Origin of the sequence: Microvirgula sp. AG722, from assembly GCF_003269145.1 — a bacterium.
GTDB classification, from domain to species: domain Bacteria; phylum Pseudomonadota; class Gammaproteobacteria; order Burkholderiales; family Aquaspirillaceae; genus Microvirgula; species Microvirgula aerodenitrificans.
The window spans coordinates 108,864-134,822 of sequence record NZ_QLTJ01000006.1; the positions used below are offsets into that span (position 1 = coordinate 108,864).

The 25,959-nt window shown below is 64.6% G+C and carries 18 protein-coding genes; 8 read left to right on the forward strand and 10 right to left on the reverse strand.

Annotated features, from left to right (window positions below; genetic code table 11):
• Positions 1–35: 35 nt before the first annotated feature.
• Together DFO50_RS10330 and DFO50_RS19800 are read right to left on the reverse strand one after the other, a co-directional pair.
• A complete protein-coding gene (locus tag DFO50_RS10330; RefSeq protein WP_158537434.1) occupies positions 36–6,761 on the reverse strand; it encodes an FG-GAP-like repeat-containing protein in 6,726 nt (2,241 codons plus the stop codon).
• 148 nt (positions 6,762–6,909) lie between these two features.
• The gene (locus DFO50_RS19800) at positions 6,910–8,082 is read right to left on the reverse strand and encodes a hypothetical protein (protein WP_051528949.1); all 1,173 of its coding nucleotides are present in this window, start codon (positions 8,080–8,082) and stop codon (positions 6,910–6,912) included.
• A gap of 462 nt (positions 8,083–8,544) precedes the next feature.
• Here DFO50_RS19800 and DFO50_RS10340 point away from each other — a divergent pair, with 462 nt between their 5' ends.
• Positions 8,545–9,441: a hypothetical protein gene (locus DFO50_RS10340; RefSeq protein WP_112692463.1), complete on the forward strand. Its 897-nt coding sequence runs from the start codon at positions 8,545–8,547 to the stop codon at positions 9,439–9,441.
• 23 nt (positions 9,442–9,464) lie between these two features.
• Here DFO50_RS10340 and arsB read toward each other — a convergent pair whose 3' ends face one another.
• The 6 genes from arsB to DFO50_RS10370 form a co-directional block, all read right to left on the reverse strand.
• Positions 9,465–10,538, reverse strand: coding sequence for an ACR3 family arsenite efflux transporter (arsB, locus tag DFO50_RS10345; RefSeq protein WP_028499769.1), 1,074 nt, complete (start codon positions 10,536–10,538; stop codon positions 9,465–9,467).
• A gap of 63 nt (positions 10,539–10,601) precedes the next feature.
• Positions 10,602–12,353: an arsenical pump-driving ATPase gene (gene arsA / locus DFO50_RS10350; RefSeq protein WP_107890196.1), complete on the reverse strand. Its 1,752-nt coding sequence runs from the start codon at positions 12,351–12,353 to the stop codon at positions 10,602–10,604.
• Positions 12,354–12,388: 35 nt separating this feature from the next.
• Positions 12,389–12,736: an arsenite efflux transporter metallochaperone ArsD gene (gene arsD / locus DFO50_RS10355; RefSeq protein WP_112692464.1), complete on the reverse strand. Its 348-nt coding sequence runs from the start codon at positions 12,734–12,736 to the stop codon at positions 12,389–12,391.
• A 38-nt stretch (positions 12,737–12,774) separates the two neighbouring features.
• Complete coding sequence (locus tag DFO50_RS10360; protein ID WP_112692465.1) at positions 12,775–13,254, reverse strand: arsenate reductase ArsC; 480 nt, start codon at positions 13,252–13,254, stop codon at positions 12,775–12,777.
• 3 nt (positions 13,255–13,257) lie between these two features.
• Complete coding sequence (locus tag DFO50_RS10365; protein ID WP_107890198.1) at positions 13,258–13,629, reverse strand: helix-turn-helix transcriptional regulator; 372 nt, start codon at positions 13,627–13,629, stop codon at positions 13,258–13,260.
• A gap of 61 nt (positions 13,630–13,690) precedes the next feature.
• Entirely contained in the window at positions 13,691–14,470 is a 780-nt protein-coding gene (locus tag DFO50_RS10370) for a helix-turn-helix domain-containing protein (protein ID WP_107890199.1), read from the reverse strand.
• Between the two features lie 118 nt (positions 14,471–14,588).
• Between DFO50_RS10370 and DFO50_RS10375 the strand changes: the two genes are divergently transcribed.
• From DFO50_RS10375 to DFO50_RS10390, 4 genes are all read left to right on the forward strand, one after another.
• Positions 14,589–15,470 (forward strand): EamA family transporter, encoded by an 882-nt coding sequence (locus DFO50_RS10375; protein ID WP_028499775.1) that lies wholly within the window; start codon positions 14,589–14,591, stop codon positions 15,468–15,470.
• 85 nt (positions 15,471–15,555) lie between these two features.
• Positions 15,556–16,125 carry a DUF3365 domain-containing protein gene (locus tag DFO50_RS10380; protein ID WP_158537435.1) on the forward strand — a complete coding sequence of 190 codons (570 nt, stop codon included), beginning with the start codon at positions 15,556–15,558 and terminating at the stop codon, positions 16,123–16,125.
• Between the two features lie 36 nt (positions 16,126–16,161).
• A complete protein-coding gene (locus DFO50_RS10385) occupies positions 16,162–17,082 on the forward strand; it encodes an AraC family transcriptional regulator (RefSeq protein WP_112692466.1) in 921 nt (306 codons plus the stop codon).
• A 77-nt stretch (positions 17,083–17,159) separates the two neighbouring features.
• Positions 17,160–17,666 (forward strand): DUF2867 domain-containing protein, encoded by a 507-nt coding sequence (locus tag DFO50_RS10390; protein ID WP_112692467.1) that lies wholly within the window; start codon positions 17,160–17,162, stop codon positions 17,664–17,666.
• 48 nt (positions 17,667–17,714) lie between these two features.
• Here DFO50_RS10390 and DFO50_RS19805 read toward each other — a convergent pair whose 3' ends face one another.
• Complete coding sequence (locus DFO50_RS19805) at positions 17,715–19,949, reverse strand: TonB-dependent receptor (protein ID WP_028499778.1); 2,235 nt, start codon at positions 19,947–19,949, stop codon at positions 17,715–17,717.
• A gap of 97 nt (positions 19,950–20,046) precedes the next feature.
• Entirely contained in the window at positions 20,047–21,252 is a 1,206-nt protein-coding gene (locus tag DFO50_RS10400) for an MFS transporter (RefSeq protein ID WP_028499779.1), read from the reverse strand.
• Positions 21,253–21,379: 127 nt separating this feature from the next.
• Between DFO50_RS10400 and DFO50_RS10405 the strand changes: the two genes are divergently transcribed.
• From DFO50_RS10405 to DFO50_RS10415, 3 genes are read left to right on the forward strand one after another with little or no spacing between them, the layout of a single operon-like run.
• Positions 21,380–23,149 (forward strand): IucA/IucC family siderophore biosynthesis protein, encoded by a 1,770-nt coding sequence (locus DFO50_RS10405; protein WP_112692468.1) that lies wholly within the window; start codon positions 21,380–21,382, stop codon positions 23,147–23,149.
• Entirely contained in the window at positions 23,146–24,177 is a 1,032-nt protein-coding gene (locus tag DFO50_RS10410) for a GNAT family N-acetyltransferase (protein WP_199489801.1), read from the forward strand. Before DFO50_RS10405 ends, DFO50_RS10410 begins: the two co-directional genes overlap by 4 nt.
• Complete coding sequence (locus tag DFO50_RS10415) at positions 24,174–25,958, forward strand: IucA/IucC family siderophore biosynthesis protein (RefSeq protein WP_112692469.1); 1,785 nt, start codon at positions 24,174–24,176, stop codon at positions 25,956–25,958. The genes DFO50_RS10410 and DFO50_RS10415 overlap by 4 nt, the downstream gene beginning before the upstream one ends.
• Position 25,959: the final 1 nt, after the last annotated feature.

The window sequence follows — 25,959 nt, forward strand, 5'->3', positions numbered from 1 at the left end:
TCAAAAAATTGCGTTCTGTCGAGTCTATCATCGCCCTAAGGCCATTTGCCGACATGCCCCCTCGGCTTTCGGTACTGGATGCCGAGCCTGGCGCCATTGGAACTGTTCAGCGGCCCCCATTCCAGCTCGTAGTTGCTCGAATCGAGCATGAAGGTACGCACGGTCTTCGACTTGGCACCGGTCTTGTAGCCGACCCGGTTCCACCAGGCGACGGCATCGGTGATATGACCCATGTGGATCTGCCGGTCCATCTTCTTCCAGACCCGGGGGCCACCGAGCGTGACGGCCACCGCCACTTCGCGGACACCGTTTTTCATGCGGACCAGGCCCTGGCGTTCCATGCGCGCGATGACTTCCCTGCCGGTGCGGCTCCCCTTGCCCGGCGTGCTGCCCACGGCCCGGCTGCGCGCCGAGCAGCTCTTGCTGTTGTGCACCAGCGCCTGGGCTTCGCCGTCCCCGGCAAAGTAGTTGTGGGCCGAGGCCACTTCGAAATTGTAGACCCGGGCGGAAAGCGGGCTGGCCCGGACCGCCTCGACTTCAAGCTCGCTGCCATCCGGCTGGAGCAGGTGATCTTCCGGCTGGAGCTGATGGGCCTTGACCCAGCCGCGATCGCGGGTCCAGTACGGGTGCTCGCGGGTGGTGGCCAGCGTCGCGCCGCCGCGAATCAGCAGGTCCAGCATGTCGCTGGCATCGCGCTGGTGCGTGGCCAGTACCGGCCGGCTGACGACCTTGTCGCCGGCTTCCAGCGCCAGCACCCGTTCGCCCACGCGCAGGGTCTCGATATTGCGCAGGCCGTCCGGCGTCGAGATCCGGGTGCCGGCCGGGAAGCTGAAGCAGCCCGACTCCAGCGCGCCCAGCATGTCCTGCCCATCCGAGGCACTGAGCAGGCGGGGGTTCTCGCTGCTGCTGGTCGCGCTGCGCAGGCTGCGGCTTTCCAGCGAGCCCACCCGGCCAGCGACATCGTCACCCTGGCGCGTGACCCGGCCCAGACTGCTGCCGGCCTCGCCGGCCACGCTGTCCAGCACGCCGGCTTCACCGCGCGCAATCATGCGGCTGCCGCTGCGCGCCAGGCTGCCAATCGCCGCACCGGCACCGGCGCTGATGCCACTGAACAGGCCACCGGTCAGCGTGGACTCGGCGATCTCCAGCGGGCTGCCGCCGCCCATGGCGGAGAAGGCCGCGCCTTCCACCGCCCCCACCGCGATTTCACCGACGATACCCACCGCCACGCCGGCCTCGGCCGCCACGCCGCCGATGGCCCCGCCGGCAGCACCGATGGCGCCACCGGCGAACAGGCCGGCATAGGTCTTGCCCTTGCGCCAGTCCCAGTACGCCGGATTCATCTCGTGATTGACCGCCGCCGCACCCGAGTAGGCGCCGGCGGTGGCGCTGATGGCGACCACCGAGGCAAAGACCAGGGCGGAGACGATTTCCTCGCCATCCGGATCGACCAGCGACAGCGGATCGTTGCCCACATAGCTGTACGGATTGGAGAACTGGCTCAGCGGGTCCGGCTGCAGGAAGCGGCCCAGGGTCGGGTGCTGGTAACGGGCGCCGAAATAGTTCAGCCCGACCGGCTGGTCCAGTTCCATGCCGCTGAACTTGGGCCGGAAATCATCCTTCCCTTCACTGCGCGCCGTGTCGATGGCGCCGAACGGCTGGTAGGCCAGCGTGGCGCTCTCCTGCGCCTGCTCGTCGGTCACGACGGCCGAACTGCCGAGGGTATCGGTGTGGAAATACCGCTCACCGGGCTGCGGCAGGCCGTCGCCGGACAGGGGCTGGCCGGCTGCCGGCCGGACCGGCCGGCTGTCACCGTCGTCGCTGCGGGTAAAGGCGGCGATGCGTCCCTGCGGGCCGGCGATATAGCGGGTGTAGCGGGTCTGGCCATTATGGATGGCGACATCGAAGTCGCCGGACACGTACAGCGATACCGCGCCGGACGCGTCGCTGCGCTTGAGCCGGTTGCCGGCAAAGTCGTACAGGTACGCGGTCTGCACCTGACCGTTCAGGTCGGCCGCACGCAGATTGCCATCGCCGCTGTAGTGATAGCGCCAGTCCTCGCCGGGCCAGTGCAGCCGGGTGACATTGCCGGCGCCATCATGGGCGACCTGCAGGCCGTTATTGGCCCCCTGCAGCCGGTTGCTGCCCTCGACATAGTCGTAGGTCACCCCGTCCTTGTGCAGGATGTTGCCGGCCGGGTCGTAGTCGAAATCCTGCAGCCCGTAGGGACCGTTGGCCTGGGCGAGCCAGCCCATGCCGTCGTAGCGGAAGCGGTACTGTTCCGGCTTGCGGGCACCGCGCTGGACGGTGGTGCCGACCAGCTGGCCCATGCGGCTCCAGTCATAACTGGCGTCGTAACGGGCGCCGCTGCCGGCGGACGCCGTCAGGCCGCGCGGGCGGCCCATGGCCTCCTGGTACGAGTAGTAGTCGAAACGGGTGCGGACCCCGTTGCCGTAGATCACATCGCTGACCTGGTTCTGCGCGGTATAGGACCGGTAGTCGGCGACAGTGCGCGGTGTGGCGTCGGCGCGGTCGCGGAAGGTCAGCGTCGTCGGGTTGCCCACCGCATCGTAGGCGGTGTCCAGGATTGCGTTGTCCGGATAGATCAGTCGGGTACGGGCACCGTCGGGCGCGTACTCCGAGGTCTGGGTATAGACCCGGCCATCGATGGCCAGCGTTTCCGTGCGTACCCGGCCATAGCGGTCATATCCCATCGACTGGGTCGCGTCGGCACCGGTGACCCGGGTCAGTACCCCCAGACCGTTGGCGGCTGCATCGTCATAGCCATAGTCGTAACGCTGCCCGGGCTCGCCGTCCCGGCTGGTCGACTGCCGGCGCACGCGGCCCAGTGCATCGTATTCATAGCGAATGACGGTCTGGTCCGGCGCCTCGACACGCGCCAGCAGGCCCTTTGCATCGTAGCGGAAGTACTTTTCGCCGGTATCCGCGCTCTGCGACCAGACAATGCGGCCCAGCGAGTCGTAGCGGAAACGGATCAGGTCCCCGCGCGGGCCCAGTGTTTCACGGGTCTGCACCAGCGGATCGTACTGGTAGCTGACCACGGCACCATTGCTGGCCGTGGTGCGCAGAAGCGCATCGCGCACCGAACTCTCGCGCAGCGTGCTGCGCTCGTCGGCCGTACCGGCCGCCAGCGTGGTACGGACCTTCAGTTCTCCCTGCAGGTAGTCGACGGTCTGCACCGTGCCGTCCGGCTGGGTCATCCGGGTCGGCCGGTCGCGGTTGTCGTACAGGTAGCTCACCCACGCTGCCGGCTCCTGCACGAAGCGCGGGAAGCTGCTGCGGCCGAGGCGGCCGGCCGCGTCGTAAACCTGCTCGGTCAGAACGTCCGCGCCGCCTGCCGGGCCGCTGCGCACCGTGCGCAGCGGTCGGGACAACCCGTCCACGTACAGTCGGGAGTATGGCCAGCGGGCGGTGTCCTCCTGCGCCCAGTCGCTGCGCTCGCGCGTTTCGACAAAGTACCCGGCGGCATCCTGCCCGTAGCGATAGGTTTTCAGCAGCGTCGTGGCGGCGCCGCTGTCCGCGCCGGGGCGCGGGCCGAACTCGCGCACCCTGCGCCCCAGGCCGTCGAATTCGCTGCGCTGCTCATTGCCGTTGGCATCCACCTCGAGAGTCCGGTTGCCAAACCCGTTCTGGTAGGCACTGCGGGTCTTGAGCCGCACGCCGTTGTCCAGCGCCGGAGAGGTGACGCTGACCACATAGGTCTTGCCCGGATCGACCTCAAGCCTGGTGGTCTGGCCGGCCCAGTCGGTCATGGACACCATATTGCCGAAGCCGTCGAAGCCCTTGGTCTGGGTCAGCCAGGTCTTGTTCTGGTCATCCCAGGCGCCAAGCGTCAGCGGATTCATCGCCGCGTCGTAGCCGGTCCGCTCCCAGCGCAGATCGACCGACTCGTCCCAGCGGCGCTGCGGGTCCTGCAGGAAGGCGTTGCACGCGGCTTCGCTCCGGGTGGAACGATGGCTGTCGATATAGCCCAGCCGCCATTGCACCGGGTCGTTGCGATAGTGCCAGCAGTCGAACAGATCGTCGGCCGGCGAGGCGACATCCCCGAGATCCTGGGTCAGAAGCGGATTGCCGTATTCGTCATAGCGGTAGCGCTTTTCGGATACGTAGTCGGCCTTGCCCGCGGTAAAGGTGGATGAACGCTCGCTGGCGCGAAGCGTTGCATAGACCCCGGGATACGGGTTGAGCACCTGCGGCACGAAATTGCCGCGCGACAGCAGGGCACCGTCCGCCGCATATTCCCCGACCTCTTCCATGAACCCCGTCAGCGGGTATTGCTGGAGATAGCGGGTCAGCGAATAGCGGCCGTCAAACAGCCGGGTACGGCGTACTTCCTGGAAGCCCAGCCAGCGACGCAGCTCAACCTGGGTCCGCGCGCCCTTGTATTGCAAGGCGTTCGGATAGTCGTTCCCGCGGCCGTCGAACGGGGTGTAACGGTCCACCAGGTACAGCGGCGTGCGGATATCCAGCGTCGGATAGGCCACCTTGTCACCATCGCGGTAGACCGCATCATCGGTCATCGGCCGATAACTGAAACGGGCCCCGCCACCCAGTCCGTTGGTGACCGTGGACAGCAGGTCCGGTGCGCCGGCGCTGTGGACCAGCACCGACTGCCCACCCTTGCTGTCGGCACAGATCAGATCGGCCAGCGCATCACCGTTGAAATCGCTGTTGCCGGCGCGGACCGTGCCGCCCTGGCACCAGTTGGCGCGAATCAGGCCATCGGCGCTGTTGTTGCCGGGCACCAGTTGCGTGCCGGTGGACACCATCAGCGACTGGCGGCCGTTCTTTTCGTGGCAGAACGCATCGGCCAGACCGTCACCGTTGAAATCGCCCCAGCTGAGCCGGCTGTCACTGCCGGTGCACCAGCCGGCCCGGACCAGGCCATTGGCATCGTCGTTCGGGCTGGCCAGTCCCTTTCCGGTCGACAGCAGCACCTGTATCGAGCCATTGGCCTGACGGCAGCTCAGATCGGCCAGGCCATCACCGTTGAAATCCGCGCTGCCGATCTGGTCGTCGGACCCGGCGCACCAGTTGTTGCGCAGCACGCCGCGCGCATCCTGATTCGGCGACACCAGTTGCGTGCCGGTGGACACCAGCACCGACTGCCGGCCATGGTCGTGGCAGAACAGATCGCTCTGGCCATCGCCATTGAAGTCGCCCCACGACGTCGTCGCGCCTTTGGCCGAACAGAACTGGCTGGCCACCTGGCCGAGCGGCGAGTTGTTCGGCGAGCGGACATCGCTGCCGGTCGAAACCAGTACCCGATGGTCGCCATCCTCGCAGTCGCAGGCCAGATCGCCCCGCCCGTCGCCGTCGAAATTGACAAAGCGCGGGCGGCACTGGCGGCTCGCCTCGCACCATTGCGGCGGCGTGCTCAGCAGGCCGCCGGAACGGCCATTGACGCTGATCACGTCGCTGCCGGTCGATGCCATGACCTTGAATGTCGAGTCGCCGCTGGCGCACACCACATCGGTCTTGCGATCGCCATTGAAGTCGGTCCAGCCCAGTGTCCGGTCTTTGCCGGCACACCAGTCCTTCGTCAGGTTCAGCTGTCCCCTGGCGCGGTTGTTGGCCGGGCGGGCCTGGGTACCGGTCGACACCAGCACCCAGGCCTCGCCTTCGCGGGTACACAGCAGATCGGGCCGGCCGTCGCCATTGAAGTCGGCGTCGTCCACCACGGCCGATTCCCCGCTGCACCAGTCGCTGGCCAGCAGCCCGCCGGCGCTGCCGTTCGGCGAACGCACGTCCGGCGTGGCGGCTTGCCAGGTGAAGCGCGTCGGCGCGAGGCAGTCGCCGCTCCCGCCGCCCGGACACACGGTCACGCTGTCGAGCAGGCTGCGACGGGTCGTCGCACTGACCGCATAGCCGAGCCGGTAATCCAGCACGGCGGCGCCGTCGGCCGAGGTACGAATGCGCGTCAGGCGCTTGTCCATCAGGAAGCGTTGCCCGCCGATATAGCGCGGCATGCGATCGGGGCGGGGCTCGTAGTCGAAGCTGACTGCCCGGCTGCCGCCGGTCATGCCCTGCGCCGGGTTTTCGGTGTAGCGGATCTGCGCCGGCAGGTTCTGCAGGCCATCGCTGGCCGTACTGTAGTGGACGGTGACGGCATTGCCGTTCAGATCGGCAGAGCGGGCGATCTGCCAGCTGACGATCTCGCTGGCACCGGGCACACCGGGGCGGGAGTCGGCGGTGGTCCCGAACGCCAGCGCCCAGCCGGCCTTGTTCCAGGCCTGGAACGAGCAGGGACCGCTGCCGCAAACGCCCCTGGCGACCACGCGCGTCCACGACTCGCTTTCCGTCCGGTATTCGGAGCCGTCCTGACCATAGCGGCCCTTGACGGCAATCAGCCGGGCGCCGTCCAGACAGAACCGGTCCCGGTCGTTGAAATTCACGCTCCCGACATAGCCGTCCAGCGGCGTCGTGGCCGGACAGCGGGTAATGATGGACAGCCCGGTCAGGCTCATGCCCAGCCCGGCTATGCCCTCCCCCTGCTGGCTGTTGTACTGCAGCGACAGCAGCGGTTCCACGCCGACGATACCCGGCGGCACCTGGATCGGCAGCTCATAGGTACTGGCACCGAGCGCACTGACCTCGGTATTGGCTCGCAGCGCCCCGGTCTGGCCGGCGTCGGGGCCAGCCTGTGCCGGCAGCCCGACCAGCAGCAGGAGCAGCGTCCCGACAGTCCGGCGCCCGGCACGGGCAAATCTCGACAGCAGTGACGACGGAATCAGGCGCATGGAGCGGGCTTTCGGCAAATCTTGCGGGGAACGGGGGTGACAACGGGACAGCGGGTGCATGAACCCCGCCCGCGAGTGTCGATCCCCGTCTTCAACAGCAGTCTGCCGGGAGCAGGTATCAGCGGCTTCCGGCAGGCGAATCACGGTGTCAGTTCACCGGCTCATCGTTGACAAGCACCTGTCCTTTCAGACCATCGGTGCCATTGATGCCGATATCGGATCCCACCGAACCGATGCCGCCCGGCGCGCCTTGCGCCCCGCCGTGGCTGCCGCCTGCGCCGCCGTTGCCGCCCGCACCGCCGGCTCCCGGTGTGCCCTTGTTCCCGCCCACACCGACGCCATTGGTGACAATCAGCATGCTGCTGCTGGAATCCGGCACATACTTGATGCTGAGGAAGCCGCCGTTCCCGGCATTCTTGCCGCTGCCCGAGGCACCACCGTCACCGCCCTTGCCGCCGGGACCGCCATTGGCACCATCCGGCTGGAATGCGCCGCACGTCGTGCCATCACCGCCCTTGCCCCCGTTGCCCCCCTGCTGCCCGGCCGCACCATGCCCCCCGCTGCCGCCATTGCCGCCGCGTGCGCTGACCGTCAGCGTACCGACCAGCTTGCCGATGCTGACATAGACCGTCGGGCCGTTTCTGCCCGCCGTACCGTCGAAACCGCTGGCACCGTTCAGGCCGGGTTTCCCGTCGCCGCCAACCGCCGCATTGTGCGCCACCGATCCTCCGCAGCAGTCGCAGGCAGCCCCGCTGCTGTCCTGACCGTTGCTGGCCTGCGGCTGGGTCGGCGGTGTCGCCCCGTTGTCGCCGTCGACACCGTGCACGGTCAGGTCATGCGTCGCCGGCGAGTCACCACCGGGAATCTTGATCAGGGTGTCGCAGACAAAATGGCAGTCCACCGAGATATCGATGAAACCGCCCTCCTTGATGGTGACGGTGCGGAAGTTGGTCAGGGAGGAATTCTTAGTGATTCTCAGCGGGTTGGTTGCCGTCACCTCCCGGTCCGTGGACTGGTACACATGGAGGGGCATGAAGGGGAAGCGCTGCTCGGCGGCAGCAAGCGCGTCGGCACTCAGCGCCTTGCGGCCGAAGATATGGTTCACCACCGCCTGGCGGGCCATGCCCGGTTCGACGGCGAGCATCTTTTCCGCCGTCAGCGGGCTTTCCGCCAGCTCGGGCTGCCGGGGAATGGCGGCCAGCTCGCGCATGCGCTCGATGCCGCGAACCGGAACCAGGATGGGGGCATGGCCCGTATGGGCATGCGGGTCCAGGCCCAGTTGCAGAGACCGCTGCGTGTATCGATCCGGACTGTTCGGCATTGCTTCGCTCCTGATGTGGCCTGTCACGATGACGGGCGCATTGAAATGACCTAGTGGTTATACATCAGGCAACACAGCCGTATTTCATGGTTAATCTTAAAAGATTAACTATTAGTCATTAAAAAACGGACTAATCAACTTCTAGTTTTTACGCATTTTTTCAGTAGATTGACGATTTTTGCACCCGATAACGCCCTGAATGGCGAAATAACTTGTCATGTCAGAAATGTGTTTTGATTATACAAACAAGTATAATGAAAAGCGTATCCTGGCTGCCCAGGCCACCGGCACAGCCGGGGCGGGGCGGACGAAGCGGCAATCCGGCGCAGTTGGCATGGCCGGATATCACTCACTATGATTCCATGACCGTGGGATGGCTGCGCCAGGCTTCAAGGACCGGGCTCACAGTGGCATCAACAGTCGTCCGGTGTGCGTAACGCAGTTCCTTTCCAGGTGCGCCACATGACCCAAGACGCAAAAGCCGGACTGATGCAATGCTATCGGCAGATCGCATGGTGCCCCGCTGCCGGACACGACAACGACTGGCTGAAAGCGGTATTCAGGCAATATGGCGCCGGCAATGGCCGGATACTGGACCCGTTCTGCGGCTCGACCGGTCTGCCCCTTTGCGCCGCCATCCACGGCCTTGAAATCATCGCCGTGGATTCCGATCCGCTGGCGCGCATTTTCATTGAAGCCATCAGGGCCAATTACCGCTATTTCAAAGCGCTGGCCGTGTATCCGGCCGCAATCCCGGACCACGAGGCCCGTCAGGCGATCGTGCAGATCCAGCAGTCCGGCCAGTTCGATCACCACCCGGCGTCGGTTCTCGCCCTGCTGCACTGCGTCAGCCATATTGACCATTGCGCCTTCCCGGCCGACACCGGCGACCTGACAGACCGGTACGCGGCGATCAGGGCCGATGCGGAGGAATTTTTCTTCCAGCTCGAACCTTACCAGCTGGTCATCAGCAAGAATCTCGGCTATCAGGCCGTGGCGGTCGGTGCCCTTGCCATCCGCAACCAGGTGGACCTGTGCCTGTTCGATCCCCCCGGTTTCAGGGCGGAAGCGCCAGGCCGGGCATGGCAGACGGTGCGGGCTTTTCTCGGCCTCGCCCAGCCGTCTGCCGATCATGGCGAGGGCACTGGCGAAGAGGCGCTGCTCCCGCTGCTGGCGGCCTGCCACGACGCGCTGAAGGCGGGCGGCCACATGCTGTTTCCCCTCCCGGCCGATCACCACGCGCAGCAGGAAACGCTGCTTGCAGCCCTCCGCCGCCTCGGACTGGATGCCCGCGGCGAAGAACTGCAGGGCAGGCCTTTTCTGGCCCTGCAGAAGCCGGACCAGGCGAATGCGGCCTGAGCCCCGGCGCGAGAGCCCCTGCCCTAGCGGCGCCCGCGCTCGTACCAGGGCCGGGATGCATTGACGATGCGAACCACCACCAGCATCACCGGTACTTCGATCAGCACGCCGACCACAGTCGCCAGCGCAGCACCGGAGTGAAAACCGAACAGGCTGATGGCGGCCGCCACGGCCAGCTCGAAGAAGTTCGACGCACCGATCAGTGCCGACGGGCAGGCGATCGTGTGCCGCTCACCCACCATCCGGTTCAGCCAGTAGGCCAGCGCCGAATTGAAGAACACCTGGATCAGGATCGGTACTGCCAGCAAGGCGATGACCAGCGGCTGGCGGAGAATGGCCTCGCCCTGAAACGCGAACAGCAACACCAGCGTCAGCAGCAGTGCGGCCATCGACCACGGGCCGATCATTGCCATTGCCCGGTCGAAAGCCGCCTGTCCGCGGGCCAGCAGCGACCGGCGCCACAGCTGGGCCAGGATGACCGGCACCACGATATACAGTACGACGGACGTGAGCAGCGTGGCCCACGGCACCGTGATCGCCGAGATACCGAGCAGGAAAGCCACCAGCGGCGCAAACGCCACGATCATGATGCCGTCGTTGAGCGCGACCTGCGACAGCGTGAACAGCGGGTCGCCACCGGTCAGCCGGCTCCAGACAAAGACCATGGCCGTGCATGGTGCGGCGGCAAGCAGGATCAGACCGGCGACATAGCTGTCGATCTGGTCGGCGGGCAGCATCGGCGCGAACAGCTGGCGGATGAACAGCCAGCCCAGAAATGCCATCGTGAACGGCTTGACCAGCCAGTTCACGAACAGGGTGACACCAATGCCGCGGACATGCTGCCGCACCTCGTGCAGTGCGGAGAAGTCGACCTTGACCAGCATCGGGATGATCATCACCCAGATCAGCAGGCCAACCGGCAGGTTGACCCTGGCGACCTCCATCCGGCCGATGGCCTGGAACACATCGGGCAGCCACTGCCCGACCGCCACTCCGGCCACGATGCACAACCCGACCCACAGCGTCAGATAGCGCTCGAACACGCTCATCGGCGTTCCCGCCTCGTGCCGGGCGATCGTTTCGCATTGAACGGACATGACTGCGATTTCCTTTCGTGAAGCAGGCACGGCGGCGGCGCGAAGCCTGCCGCCGCGTCCCGGTCAGTCACCCAGCGCGGCCAGCCGCTGCAGGCCGACCGGCTCGTCGGCCTGCAGCGGCACGACGGCATAGCGTGATGCATGCCGGGAGGCCACCGCGTCGATACAGACCCGTTCATTGTGCGCACGCTGCCGCAGCAGCGGCGAACGGGGCGAGGCGCAAGCCAGGCTGTTGTTGATGATCCAGGCCCACGGCTCGATGCCCGCGCGGCGCAGGTCCGCCTGCAGGCTGGCGGCTTCGAGCACCGGCGTGGTTTCCGCCAGCGTGGTGATGATGACCCGGGTTTGCGCGGGATCCTGCAGCTGCATCATCGGTGTCGTGAAGTGCAGCTTGCTGTCCCCCATCTGCCGCACCATGTCACGGTGATAGGCTCCAGTGGCATCGAGCAGCAACAGCGTATGTCCGGTGGGGGCCGTATCCATGACCACAAAGCGCTTGCCGGCCTCGCGGATAATGCGGGAGAACGCCTGGAACACGGCGATCTCTTCCGTGCATGGCGAACGCAGGTCCTCTTCCAGCAGGGCCCGGCCCGCGTCATCCAGCAGCCGGCCCCGGGTCTCCAGCACATGCCGGCGATAGCGTGCGGTCTCCGCCTGCGGATCGATCCGGCTGACCGTCAGGTGCGCCAGCTCGCCCGCCAGCGTGTCGGTCAGATGGGCGGCAGGGTCCGAAGTGGACAGGTGCACATCCCGTCCCCGCCTTGCCAGTGCCACGGCAATGGCGGCAGCCATCGTGGTCTTGCCGACCCCACCCTTGCCCATCAGCATGATCAGGCCATGACCGGCGCCGGCCAGCGCATCGATCAGTGATGACAGCGGCGGCGCCCGCAGCGCGTCCAGCGCTGGCGGCTCGCTCCCGGCCGGCAGCAACGAAGGCGCCAGCAGCTGGCGCAATGCATCCAGCCCGACCAGATTGAACGCCTTCAGCGCCAGCCGGTCCACCGGCAGGGACTGCAGCGCCGCAGGCATCGCCTGCAGCGCGGCCTGCTCGCGACGGACAATGGCCATGGCCAGCGGGTCCGCTACCGCTTCGTCAGGGTCGAGGATGCCATTGATGACCAGGAACTGGCGGCTCAGGCCCAGTGCATCCAGTTCGTCGTGGGTGCGTGCCACTTCCTTCAGCGCCGCGGCCTGGGCGCGCGTCACCAGCACCAGCCGGGTCCGCTGCCGGTCGGCCAGCGCCGCTACGGCGTCCCGGTACCGGGCCCGCTGTTTTTCCAGCCCGGCCAGCGGCCCGAGACAGGATGCCCCGTCCGGGTTGTGTTCCAGGAAGCCGCTCCAGGCGCCAGGCAGTTGCAGCAGGCGGAGGGTGTGCCCGGTCGGCGCGGTATCAAACACGATATGGTCATAGCCGGATTGCAGGCGCGTGTCCGTCAGCAGCGAGGTGAACTCGTCGAATGCGGCGATTTCCGTGGTGCAGGCACCGGAAAGCTGCTCTTCAATGCCGGCGACAACCGCCTCGGGCAGGACACCCCGTACCGGGTCGACGATGCGGGCGCGATAGGCAGCCGCCGCCGCTTGCGGGTCGACATCGAGTGCCGACAGGCCGCCCACGCTGCGAATGGCCGTGACATGACTGCCGATCGCCTGACCGAACACCTGCCCGACATTGGAGGCCGGATCGGTGCTGACCAGCAGCACGCGGCGCCCGGCATCGGCCAGCCGGATCGCTGCGGCGCACGCCAGCGAGGTCTTGCCGACGCCCCCTTTGCCGGTAAAGAACAGGAACAGTGGCGGGTTGTCGAGAAAATGCATGAAATATGGCTCCCGGATCAAGGTTGGCATCCTGTTCAGCAGCAGGACCCGCAACAGCCGCTGTCACTGACCGGCAGCAGGCTGACCCCGGCCCAGCGCGCCAGTTCGGCCCGACGCGGATAACGGCCGGCCAGCACCACTTCGCCATCCAGCAGGACCAGCGGCAGCGCTTCCTGGCCCGACCGCTCAAGGAATCCCTTCACCGTGGCGTTGTCAGCAAACGCCATTGGCTGCAGGGCCAGATTGAAGCGCTGAACCTCAACGCCAGGCTGCTTGCCGAGCCAGTCCAGGTCGGCTGAAACCTGCACCAGGGTTTGATCGGTTTCGATCCCGCATACGCCGGTGCTGCAGCACATGGCCGGGTCATAGATGGCAATTTTCATGTTGATGCTCCAACAAATATGGAAATATCAGGAAAAACTCAGCGACCCTGTTCGCCGATGCGTGCCAGCGCGGCGCCGAACGCCGCACGGTCATGCACCATTTCGTCCAGCGGCAGAGCCAGCAGCGCTTCAATCCGGACCCGCAGCAGGCGATAGGCCGACTCGAACGCCGCATCGATCTCGTCATCACTGCCGGTCGCCCCGGCCGGGTCCTCGACCCCCCAGTGCGCCCGCACGACCGGGCCCGGATAGACGGGACAGGCTTCGCCAGCGGCGCCGGCACAGACGGTGATGACGACATCGGGCGCCAGCGGCAGGGCATCCTGCGACTTGCTGTACAGCCCTTCCTGCATGAGTCCCTTGCGCTGCAGCAGCGCCAGTGAACGCGGATGAACATGGCCGACGGGCCGGCTGCCGGCACTCATCGCCCGAAGGCCGGCCGGCGCCAGGGCATTGAACGTGGCCTCGGCCAGAATCGACCGGCATGAATTGCCGGTGCACAGAAACAGGATATTCATGATTCACTTCGCTTTGCAGGCAGGAGGAAGCGGTGGCAGCAGCGGTTCGATTTGCGGCACGGCAGCGCGCATGCCGGCGCAGGCACCGGGCTGACCGGCACAGCACTCGGCGGTCAGGTAAGCGATCAGGTCCAGCATGAGCGGAATATTGGCCCGGTAGCGCTGGAAGCGGCCTTCCTGCTCGACACTCAGCAGACCGGCCCACACCATGCCCTTCAGGTGGAACGACAGGCTGCTGGGCGGGATATCGAGCTCGCAGGCGATCTGCCCGGCGACCATGCCTTCCGTCCCCATGCGGACCAGCAGACGGTACACGTCCAGACGCACCCCGGAGGACAGGGATTCGAAGAGAGTGACAGCAGTTTGTTTTTCCATTCGTTGATATTACGACAACAGTCGAAATGTTGGCAACAGAATCCGGCCTCGGCCGGACACGTCACAATCCGCCGGAAAAATAGCGACTGGGCGACGCGCCCAGCACGCGGCGGAATACCGTACTGAAAGCGCTCGGGCTGCTGTAGCCCAGCTCCATGGCGACCCGGGTTACCGGCTCGCCGTGACCGAGGCGGACGACGGCCGCCAGCAGGCAGGCCTGCTGGCGCCACTCCAGATAGCTGATGCCGGTGTAGTGGCGAAACAGCCGGGTGAAGGTGCGCCGGCTCATCCCTGCCCGCGCCGCCATGTCGTCGATGCCGACATCCAGCGAGGGCTGCGCCAGCAGGTCACGGCACACCCGCGCCAGCCGGGGTTCGGCCGGCAGCGGCGCATTCAGCGACAGGGCCGGCATGTCCGCGATCTCGTACAGCAGCAAGCCCATCAGGTGGCCATCGCGGCTGTCGTCCGCATAGCGTGCGGGAATACTGACGGCCTTGTGCAGCAGTTGCCGCAACAGCGGCGACACGTCGAACACCTGGCAGTGGACCGGCAACCCCAGCCGGCGGGCCGCACTGGCACGGACATAGGTATTGAGCAGGGTGACCGGCCCCTGCATCCGCATCGAGTGCGTCAGGCCGGAAGGGACCCAGATCGCCCGCTGCGGTGGCACCACCCAGTTGCCCGCCCCGGTATGCACGGAAATGACCCCGCGATCGGCATAGGCAAACTGACCGCGCCGATGGGCATGCGCCGGGAACAGCTCGCCATCCGGATAGTCGCGCGCCGTCACCACGACATGGCGCGGCGACAGCGGGTACGGATCGGCGGCAGGATTTTCCATGGCCCGAATCTACTCATTATTGACCCTTCATTGCAAGCGGGCCAAATCCGGGAACGGCATAGTGCCAGCCATGCCGATGCGACTCCCGCCCGGCACCATGCTTACGGAAAACCCTGCCATGCAGACAAGACACCTGTTCCTGGCCGTTCTGGTCACCGCAGTCTGGGGATTCAATTTCCCGATTACCAAACTTGGCCTGGCTGCCATCGACCCGCTGCTGCTGACCGCCATCCGCTTCACCCTCTCGGCCCTGCCGTGGGTATTTTTCATCCGGCGGCCGCAGGTCGGCCTGCACTGGCTGGCTGGCTACGGGCTGATCTTCGGCGTGGCCATGTGGGCACTGATCAATCTGGGTATCGAACTTGGCGTTCCGCCGGGCAGCGCCGCGCTGCTGATCCAGTTCAGCGCGTTCTTCACGCTGGGCTGGGGGGTCTTGCTGTTTCGCGAAAGCCTGAGTCTGCCGCAGGTCGCCGGCCTGCTGCTGGCAGTGGCCGGACTGCTCGGCATTCTCGTTTCCAGCCCGGCCGGTGACACCCGGCTCGGCCTGGCGCTGGTGCTGGTCAGCGCCCTGGCCTGGAGCATCGGCAATGTGATCATCAAGCTGTCCCGGGTTCGCGAGGTGTTCGCCTTTGTGGTCTGGGCCAGCCTGTTCGCCCCGCTTCCGCTGTTTCTGCTGGGCTGGCTGACGCACGGTGCGGCACCCTATGTCCGGCTGGCCGCGCAGCTGGACCGGGCCGCGGTGTTTTCGCTGCTGTTCCAGGTCTACGCGGCCACGCATTTCTGCTACTGGGGCTGGAATCTGCTGCTGCGCGAATATCCGGTATCACGCGTCGCACCACTGTCACTGCTGATCCCGGTCTTCGGCATTGCCGGTTCCATGCTGATCGCCGGCCAGCACCCCGGCACCACGGGCTGGATCTCCATGGCGCTGGTCCTGTCCGCACTGGCGATCAGCCAGATGAAAGGGCGAATGCTGGTGGGACGCCGCGCCGTCGGCTGACTGCCTGCCAGTCATGGCGCTTGCCAGCATTCGTCATATTCGATACGCTTGTCATTATATTAATTTGTATAATGAAAGAACTGCCATGAACCGTTTCTCCCTGCTGGCCTGCTGTGCGCTGATCTGCCTGCCGGCCTGGGCAACCGATGCCCCGGCCGTCGCCACCCCGCAAGATGCCGCCAACCTGCTGCTGACCCGTCTTGGCACGGCGCTGAAACAGGAAATGAGCACGCGCGGCCCGGTGTCGGCCATCAGTGTGTGCCGCGATCTGGCACCGAAGCTGGCCGGCGAGATCTCGCGCGAAACCGGCTGGAAAGTCACCCGGGTCAGCCTCAAGCCGCGCAACCCGATGCTGGGCATGGCGGACGAATGGGAACAACGGCAACTGCTCGACTTTGACACCCGGGCCAGGGCCGGCGTGGCGCCGGCCACGCTGCAGCAAACCGCCATCGTCGGCATGCCGACCGGCAAGGTACAGCGCTACCTGAAGGCGATTCCGGTCCAGACACTGTGCCTGAGCTGTCACGGCAGCCGCGAGCAGATCCCGGCCGATGTCAGCCAGGCGCTGGCACGCGACTACCCGCATGACAAGGCCACCGGTTATCTGGAAGGCATGATCCGCGGTGCGGTGTCAGTGACCCGTCCGCTCGACTGAGCGAACGCCACGCAAGGCGGCAGGCTTGTTTACACTATGACAGTGGAAACCAACGCCCCGACCTGCACCATGGACACCATGATCTCCCCCGGAGACGCCCTTCACCCGCAGTCCGAGTGGCTGTTCCAGCCGCCCCCCGCGCTGGCGGACTGCGTCTGCCACGGGCTGATCAAGAACCTTCCCGGCGGACCGTACCTGCTGCCGGCCGGCCTGCAGCCGATCTTCCTGCTGGTGCTGGACGGTGGCATCCGCTTTCTGCATGCGAACAGGCAGCAGCAGATGGCCCGGCTCAATCTGTGCGGCGGCACCCAGGGCCCCCGCCAGGCATGGGCCGCGCCCGGCACCCGCATCCTGACCCTGTCGGTGAAGCCGGGGCAGTTGCGGCGACTGATCGACATGCCGGCGGCGACCATCGTCGACTGCCGGAGCCCGCTGGACACCCTGCTGCGGGGTGAGGATCTCGGCGAGCTGGCACGCTGCGAAACCGCGCTGGCCGCGACCTGCGACCCGTCACAGCAGGTCGCCGCGTTCTTTCGCCTGCTGTTCAGCCTGCGCCGGCGCCGGGCCGGACTCGATGCGGACCTGCACCTGCCGATTGATCTGCTCGCCACGGCCCCCGGCGAACTGGCCGACCGCTTCGGCATCAGCCAGCGCCAGTTCGAACGCCGTTTTCTTGCCAGCTATGGCCAGTCGCTGCGCAGCTTCCGCCAGCAACTGCGCTGCAGCCGGCTGATTGCCGCCTGCATCTGCGGACAACGCCGCATCGACTCCTGGGCCGGACTGGCGGCCGAAGCCGGCTATTTCGACCAGTCCCACCTGCACCACGACCTGCAGCGCTTTACCGGCCATACCCCCGGCCAGCTGGCGGCCGGCCTTGCCCGCGACGATCCGGCGTTCTGGCCGTACCGGATCGCCTCCACCCGGATGGGCCAGCTGTTTGGTCCATCGGGCTATTGAGCCGCTGTCGTTTCGCTACAAGACCGGCCTGCCGGCCGGCAGCAGAATGGGCGGGTCTTCACTGCCCGGAACCTGCCATGCTGGACCACATTCCGCTCACCTCCCTGCTGCACCACGACCTGCCGGCCGGCGCCTATCAGGACTGCTGCATCGAAGCCCTGCCGGCCACGGTCAATATCGAGCAGGCGCTGCTTGCCTTTTTCGGCAGTTCTCCCGCCTGGCTGCTCGCCCTGATGGCGCTGCGCAACCGGCTGGTCACCCCGCTCGGACTGAAAACCGCCCGCGCCGCGCCCGGCCCTGTCCCGACGCCGTTCCGGGTCGGCCAGCGCATCGGCATTTTCCGCATCCTGGCACTCGACAAGCAGGAAGTGGTGCTGGGGGAAAACGACAGTCATCTGGATTTCCGCACCTCGCTGCAACTGCTGCACGGACCGGCCGGCCCGCAACTGGCCATGTCCAGCTGGGTGAAAACCCACAATGCCGTCGGCGTCTGCTACTTCGCACTGGTCAGGCCCTTCCACCGCCTGATTGTCCCGATCATGGCCCGGGCCACCGTGCGTCGGCTGTGCGGGATTGCCGGGTGACGAGCACGGACGGCCCGCCACCGGAGCGGGCCTGCGGCCTCTTCTCACTCAGTAGTCAATGCCATACGCCAGGCTGAACGTCCGTCCACGCCCCTGAAAGTCGACGACCTCCGGGGCCACCATCCGGTCATAAAAGAGCCGGGCACGCTGACTCCACAGCGTCGGATACTGGCGATCGAACAGGTTCTGCACGCCGAAGTTCAGCGTGCCTCGTGGCAGCTTGTAGCTGCCAAGCAGATCGGCCAGCGTGAACCCCTCCAGCGTCTGCCTCCCGGCATCGCGCAACGGGAAACTCCGCACGCCCTGCAGGCGCAGTTGCAGTGGCCCGTCCTGCCAGTGCACGTGCAGCGTGGTCTTGGACGGGCTGGCAGTGGTCACGGACTGTTTTTGCCAGCGGCCACCCTGCTGTTCCCGGGACTGAATACCGAGGGCCGTCCCGCCCACGGTCCAGTGGGCATTCAGCAGATAATCGAGACGCCCTTCCAGGCCATGATTCCGGGTGCCCTGATCCAGCACACGGATGGCCAGCGTCGATTTCTGGAATTCGATGCTCCGGTCGGACCAGGCATGGAAGGCGGCGATCTGGCCCGACAGCTTGCCGACGCGCCCTCGCCAGCCCGCTTCCAGCTGCCGGGTCTTGATGCCCGCAAGCGGCGAACCCGTCACACTGACGCCCCTCTTCAGTGCCCAGTGCCCGCGATGTCCGCCGGATAGCGCATAGTCGCCCTGCCCATAGTATTTGGCCGGGTCGGGCAGCTCGAAACCCTCCGCATAATTCACGTAGTACTGATTGGCGGCATTGAAGCGGTACACCACGCCGGCATTCGGCAAGGTGACCGCATAGTGGTTCCTCCCCCCGGGAATCGCATCAGACGACGTGCCGATGCGATTGGCCATCAGTACCTGCTGGCGGGTATCGACAAAGTCATCCACGCTGATCGCCATGCGTTGATGCCGCAGCCCTGCGCTCAGACCCCAGCTTTCAGCCGGTTGCCAGTCGGACTGGATAAACAGCGAGCGGCCTTCCACCCGGAACCCGGGGTAGCGCCCGACTTCAGCCATGCGCCGGAACACGAGCCCCCCCGACGCCATTCCCCGCCGTGCATCGAACAGCACCTGCCGCGCCCGGAACTTCTCGCGGTCAAGATCGATCCCGTAAGTGAACCTGGCCGCGCCAAGCGACTTGACCAGTGCCACCTTCAGCGCCCGGGTGCCGGTGCGCTGACGCGATGTACTGTAGTACGGCACGCGTGGCGGCCTCACCGTCATGCCGGTGATAACACCAGGAAACGGATAGAAATCCAGTTTTTCACTGCGCCACGACCCCTGCAGATACAAATCCTGTCCCCCTGGCACCTGTGGCAGCACATAGTCGAACATCGCCATCGCGCGCGTCGAGCGCGGCACCACGTCCGACTGGAAGCCATCCCGGACCGCCAGCCATTCCGTCCGCCCGCGCAATGCGCCCGCGAGATTCGGTCCGAGATAGAGCGCCTTGTCGCCGTGAAAACCTGAATCGTAGTACTGCGTCGTCAGCTTCAGCCGCTGCCCGGCGGGCAGCCTGAAGTCCAGGTTGCCGAGGATGTCGAGCTGGCGGTTGTACTGCAGATCAGTCTGGGTGATATCGGGCGTGACCTGACGGCCTGCCGCGTCATAAGCCGCGCCATTGTGACGATAGGCCACCCCAAGTCGACCGGTCACCCGGTCATTGCCGGCGGAGACCGACTGCCCGGCGCGCCAGTCATGATCGCTGCCGGTTTCAAAACCGGAGCGCAACCCGAGTTCGGTATTGAAGTGCAGCCCCTCGGAGCCCCGCCGGGTCACGATATTGACGACACCACCGGACGCCCCGCCACCGTAGAGGGCGGTCGCGCCCGACAGCACTTCGATGCGGTCGATCTGGTACGGATCGATCGAATCGAACTGCCTGCTGACCGCGCGAGAACTGTTCAGCGACACCCCGTCGATCATCACCTGCATCGAGCGTCCCCGCAGGTTCTGGCCATAGTTGCTGCGCCCTTGCGGGCCAACATCGAGGCTCGGAACCAACTGGCCCAGCAGCACCTTGAGCGGCACGCCGGCACGCGCCTGCAGGGCAATCTCGTCAGCATCCACCACCCAGGTGCTGCGGGGCAGCTCGCTGATCCGGGTCGGCACCCGGGCGCCGGTCACCACAACCGTGTCCAGGGCCGAACCGCCAGCCTGGACGCAAGGACTGCCCAGTGCCAGCAGCAATGCGGCAGAGACAGGGCATAAACGAACATAGTGGGAATAAATGGGCATGGCTGTATCCCTGTACGGATTGGAATTTCACAGCTTTCCCCTGCCCGGCGGCAAACGGCATGGGCACGGCATGCGGCAAGCAGACGGCGTCCTGGCATCAGCGAAGCGCCTCCCCCGGTACCCGTGCCATTAATGACGCCAGAACCACACCAAGCCCAAGGAAGGCAGCCAGCCAGAACGGTGCCGAAGGGGACAGACCAAGCGTCCAGCCTGCCAGCACAGCCCCCAGGGCAAGTCCGGTGGTGTGCACCGTAGCCACCATGCCAGCCATCCAAGCCTGACCCGATTTGCCTGCAGCCTGCAGGGCACGTGCCGTGCAGTCAGGTCCAAGCAGCGCAGCAGCCACGCCCAGAGCCACAACCCCTCCCATTGCAGTCAGTGTTGTCGTTGCCTGCGCCAGCAGCATGCCTGCCAGAACCAGCCCCACACTTCCGGCCCGCAGCAGGCTGCGCCCCGGTTTGCAGTAAGGAACCACCCCGATCTGCAGTGCAGCCACCACCAGCGTGCCAGCGCTCAGCATCCAGCCCAGCTGTGAGGATGCCGTCGCCGCATCGAGTTTCATGCAGAGCATCAGCCAGGGGCCCAGCGCGTACTGCATCAGGCCAAATGCGGTCACGATAACCAGAGTCAGTACCGGCCAGCCAAGCAGCGCCTGCAGGTGCCAGTCAGGCCAGCCGGCGCATCCCGATTCTGCATGGCAGGGTACCGCCAGCGGCAGCATCAGCAGAACCGGCCAGGCTGACAGCGCTACCAGCAAAAAGGGGCCCGACGGGCTTAACCACAGGCTCCCTGCCACCAGTGCCGGTCCCAACGACCGGCCCAGCGCCAGTGCAGCAGAAAACCGGGACAGCACAGCTCGCTGCTGCCGCTGGCATGCGCCTGCGAGCAGCCAAGCCTGGCAGGTCGGCACCAGCCCTGACACCGTCAGTCCGTAAAGGAACCGACCAGCCAGCAGTGTTTTGCCCTGCCCTTCCCAGTCACTACCCTGCCCGAGTTGCCAGAACAGCAGCATGTGACTGAGCCCGAACCCTGCCAGGGCCACTGCAACGATGCAGCGCGGTCCCAAACGGCGAGAGAGGAGGCCCCAGCACGGCGCCCCTGCCAGAAATGCCAGCGAGCCAGAAGCCAGAATCATGGTGATGAACTCAAGTGCCAGACCGGTTCGCTGCATCAGTAACGGCAAAGTGGTCAGCAATGCTGTCTGCCCAATCCCCATCACCATGCCAGCAGCAGCCAATATCAGTTGCGTCCATTCACGCCCCCCGCCAGCCTTCTGCCCAGGTGCGCACTTCCCCTGTTCCATGCTCTCCCCCAGTCAGATCGGCACAGCCACCGCCGGACATTCTTTGCAACATCACCCGGATTTGCAAACAGGAATCATTGTCATTTAGCTTGATGGTACGCACCGTACCTATTCCTGGAACCCCACCATGAACACCCGCCCAGTCCTCAGCGAGCGCGCCTCACTGTCTGCATTCATGAACGCACTGTGGCGTGAATGGTCTCCTGCAAAACGCCTGCCGGCCGAGAACAGCAACCTGTCCGGTCAGGACGGAACGCTCTGCCTGCCGCTGACCCGTCCAGAGGGAGTGCTGCAGGTGCCATTGCAATATTTCTCCCTGTCGGGCCGGCACCGTTTTGACGGCACTGTTCACTTTGTTCCGGCTGGCGGTCCCGCTTTCGCTATTGATTTTGCCCAGACGGTCTCCCTGCTCGCAGGTGAACCAGCGCTGGCACCGGACATTGATGACAGCACACGCCGGCGCTTCCTTCTCCGTGTGCTGGACAGCGCAGCCACACTGCTTGATGCAGACGCGGACCACCAGGCCCCAAGCTGGCCTGATGCAGGTTTCCTCGCCGCAGAGCAAGGGCTGGTTTATGGCCATGCAGTTCACCCAACCCCCAAGAGCCGGGACGAATTCACCCGTGAAGACCACATTCGCTACAGCCCGGATTTCGGTGGGCACACTCCTCTGGTCTGGTTTGCCGTGCAGGCCGGGGCGCTGTGGCAAGCAAGGCCCGGCTCATCCTTCCTTCCCGATGCACTGATCACCAGCGATCCGGGACTATCCACCATGATGACCCGCTACCCGCACAGCGAGGGCTGGCAATGGCTGCCGGTCCATCCCTGGCAGGCTGGCGTGCTGCGCCGGGCCCCTGCCTATCATCACTGGCGCAGCCGCGACGCCCTGATTGATCTGGGAGAAGCCGGTACAGACTGGTTTCCGACATCTTCCTTGCGAACCCTGTATTCGCCACATGCACCGGCCATGCTGAAATTTTCACTGTCAGTACGCATTACCAATTCCAGACGCGTGCTGCGGATGGATGAGGTCATGCGCGGCCAGCTGGTCCGCGATATCTTCTCGAGCAAGCAGGGGAAGGCATTGCGCCATCGCTGCCCGACGCTCGGCATCCTGCATGAGCATGGTGCACTGGCGCTGACAACGCTGGACGGTCATCCCCTGGCAGAAAGTTTTGTCATTTTCCGTGACAACCCATTTCCGCCCGACTGCACGTCCTACGTCATGGCCACCTTGTACCAGGAAGGGGCAAACGGTACGGCATCAATGGTCAGCCGCCTGATCGTTGACCTTGCCGCGCAAGAGCAGCGCCCCCTCACCCTACTTGCCATGGAATGGTTTGACTGCTTCCTTTCCGTTGCACTCAAACCGCTGTTGATTGCCCAGGCTGACTACGGTTTTCTATTCAGCGCTCACCAGCAGAACACCGTGCTGACACTGAAGTCAGGCTGGCCTGCCGGCATCTGGCTCCGTGATGGGCAGGGCGCCGCATTTCATCCGGAAACCATCGCTGAACTCACCGGACAGATTCCCGGGATCAGGAGCGCCAGCACACTGGCTTTCAATGAAACCATGGCCAATCATCTGCTGGGCTATTACCTGATCGTCAACAATGTACTGAGTTTGATTGCCACGCTGGGGGTCGATGGCCTGGTAGACGAAATGCGGCTTGCTGAACGTCTGCGACACTCTCTGCTGGCGCTGCGACGCACCTCTCCCAGATTTCCGCACTTCATCGACTACCTGCTCGACTCTCCCATGCTGATGAGCAAAGGCAACTTCATGCTCAGCCTCCGTGGTCTGGACGAAACGGCAAATCCGGAGGACTCGTTCCGTTCGTACGTGCCGCTGCGCAATCCAATTGCTGCCGCAGCGAACCCGGAGAGTCATCAATGAGCGCCTTCTCGCTGTGTCTGCCAGACCAGAGACTGGCAGCAAGCACGATTCAGGACAGCCTTGTTACGCTGCAGGTCGGCAGTGTGACAATGGCCACCCTGCAGTTAAGCCGACCCGCAGCCAACAGTATTCTGCTGACTGGCCCGCTGCATCCCGAAACGCCCCCGCTGGCCTTGATGCCGCTATTGGCCGAACTGTTTTGCCATCAGCCATCGTTGCGCGATGTCATGCTCGATACCGGCTGCACGGACGAGTTCGCCGTGACGCTGGTGAGGATGGGAATAATGGGGAGGCGCATTGCCACGGCAAATGGCTGGCGGCTTGGCTGCAGCCGGGCGGTATTCTGGCAACAGCCACAGTTGTGGCTCCCCACCCCAGGGGTGTCCGGAGTTGCCACTGAATACGTCATGAGCCATGGCAGGCGCCATCCACGTCGCGCACCACAGCCACAAGGTGTGGTCTACCAACGCTATCTGCCCCGACAGGGATGCACGTTCACGCTCCGGGTTGCCAATATCCGCCGGGATCTACCGCTATTCCATGCCTGGATGAATATGGATCGGGTACATCGCTTCTGGACACTGGCAGGAAAGCGTGAAGCACATGCAGCTTATCTGCAGGCACAGATCGACGACGTGGGTGTTCTTCCACTGATGGGCGAGTTCGATGGAGAGCCTTTTGCCTATTTTGAGGTCTACTGGGCAAAAGAGGACCGACTGGCCCCCTTCTATGCAGCGCAGGATTTTGACCGTGGTTGCCATCTATTAGTTGGCAATAGCCGTCATGCCAGCAAAGGAAAAACCATCGCCTGGATGCGAGCGGTCAGTCATTACGTGTTTCTGGACGACTCTCGCACGCAAAGGCTGGTGGGAGAGCCACATATCGATAATGTCCGGTTTATCTCTCATCTGCAGAATCAGGGATTTGCCAAGCTAAAGGAGTTTGACTTTCCTCATAAGCGCGCGGCGCTGCTGATGCTTGAGCGGGAAGTATTCTTCGAACAGCATGGTCCGTGGGGTGAGGAATGAGGGCCAGCCGGGGCAATGAGCTGGGCCTGCTCGGCCTGCACGATCCGGATCTCTGGCGGCAGGCCAATGTCAATCTGATTGAAAAGGCCTTGGCCGAACTGTGTTATGAGGGGCTAATCACCGCTAGCCAATCGGAAAACGGCAGTCGTTTTTCAGTGTCTGTTCCGACAGGGGGTTACTGCTGGCAAGGTCGCTTGAATCGCTGGCAGCACCCCGTGATCCATCCCGGCAGTGTCATCCATATTGCAGATGGCAGCCCGGCAACAGATGCAATGACTGTACTGCACCGCGTGCTGGAAGGACGGGTGAAAAACCCGGCGACACTGGCCAATTACCTGAGCGAAACACTCAACACACTGGCCGCAGATACCCAGATGCTGGCGGCCCGGCGCGGACTGTGCGCTCGCGACTGGCTGGCTTTGCCATCTCACCACTTGCACAGCCTGCTTGATGGGCACCCGAAAGCAATCCCGTCAAAAGGCCGTATTGGCTGGAGCTTTATCGACAATCAGCGCTATGCGCCCGAACATGCCCCTGCTTTTCGCCTGCACTGGCTCGCCGTTCATCACTCACTGGCTGAACCCGTATATGCACCAGGCTGGACTGCCAGTCGTCTGCTGGAGGCCAGTTGCAATGAGGCCGAGCATAACCGGTTGTCTGGGCTGCTCCCCTCTTCTGAATACTGGACGATGCCCGTCCATCCCTGGCAATGGGAGGCCATGATTACCCGGCAGTTTGCAGGGCCAATTGCCGCAGGTGCCATGTTTCCACTAGGCGAGGCAGGAGACTGCTATGTTCCCCAGCCGTCATTGCGCACGCTCAGCAATATCGATCGCCCGGCCCGACCAGACCTGAAGCTGTCGCTTAGCCTGCTCACGACCTCGGCATATCGAGGCCTGTCAGCTCGACATCTGTCCCACTCCCCCATGCAGTCAATCTGGCTGCAACAGCTGCTGACCAGCGATCCCCTGTTGGCAGATTGCAACGCAACAGCACTGAAAGAAGCAGCTACTGCCTTCATCCCCCACCCTGTCTACCACACACTTCCGGGCACTCCCTATCAGTTCGACGAGATGCTCGGCGCAGTCTGGCGCGAAAGCGCGCATTCGCACCTGGGTACTGGCGAACGCATCGTGATGGCCTCGGTCCTTCAGCAGAAGGATGACAGCGGCCACTCACTTGCCGCTGAACTGATCCATATGTCGGGTACCGGTGCAACACGCTGGCTGACGTTCCTGTTCGACCGGGCAGTCGTTCCGCTGTATCACTTGCAGGCACGCTACGGTCTGGGCTTCATCGCTCACGGTCAGAACCTCATGCTGCGTTTCCGGGATGAACTTCCGGTCGGCATCCTGCTCAAGGATTATCAAGGAGATCTGTTTCGCACTGATGAGGACTGGACCAGCCATCCCGGCTTGCCAGTGCAGGCATGGGATGCGTTGCCAGCCTTGCCTCCCCACTTCCTGATACATCACCTGTGGACCGGACTGTTCGCCAGTGTGTTCCGTTTCATGGCGCCACAACTGGAAATTGAAGGCGTATTCAGTGAATACGCCTTCTATCGACTACTTGCCAAACGTTTGCAGATCTATCAGGACAGCCATCCGACACTTGCACCACGTTTTACCAGATTGGGATTATTCAGTCACAAAATGCCTCTCCTGTCGCTGAATCGGGCCCGCTTTTCCCATGGCTATGGCGATATGGCCCAGCGCCCCGTTCATTCACCGGGCCCCTTGCTGGATAACCCCCTGATATTCGGAGCGCCATCCGGGAAATAGC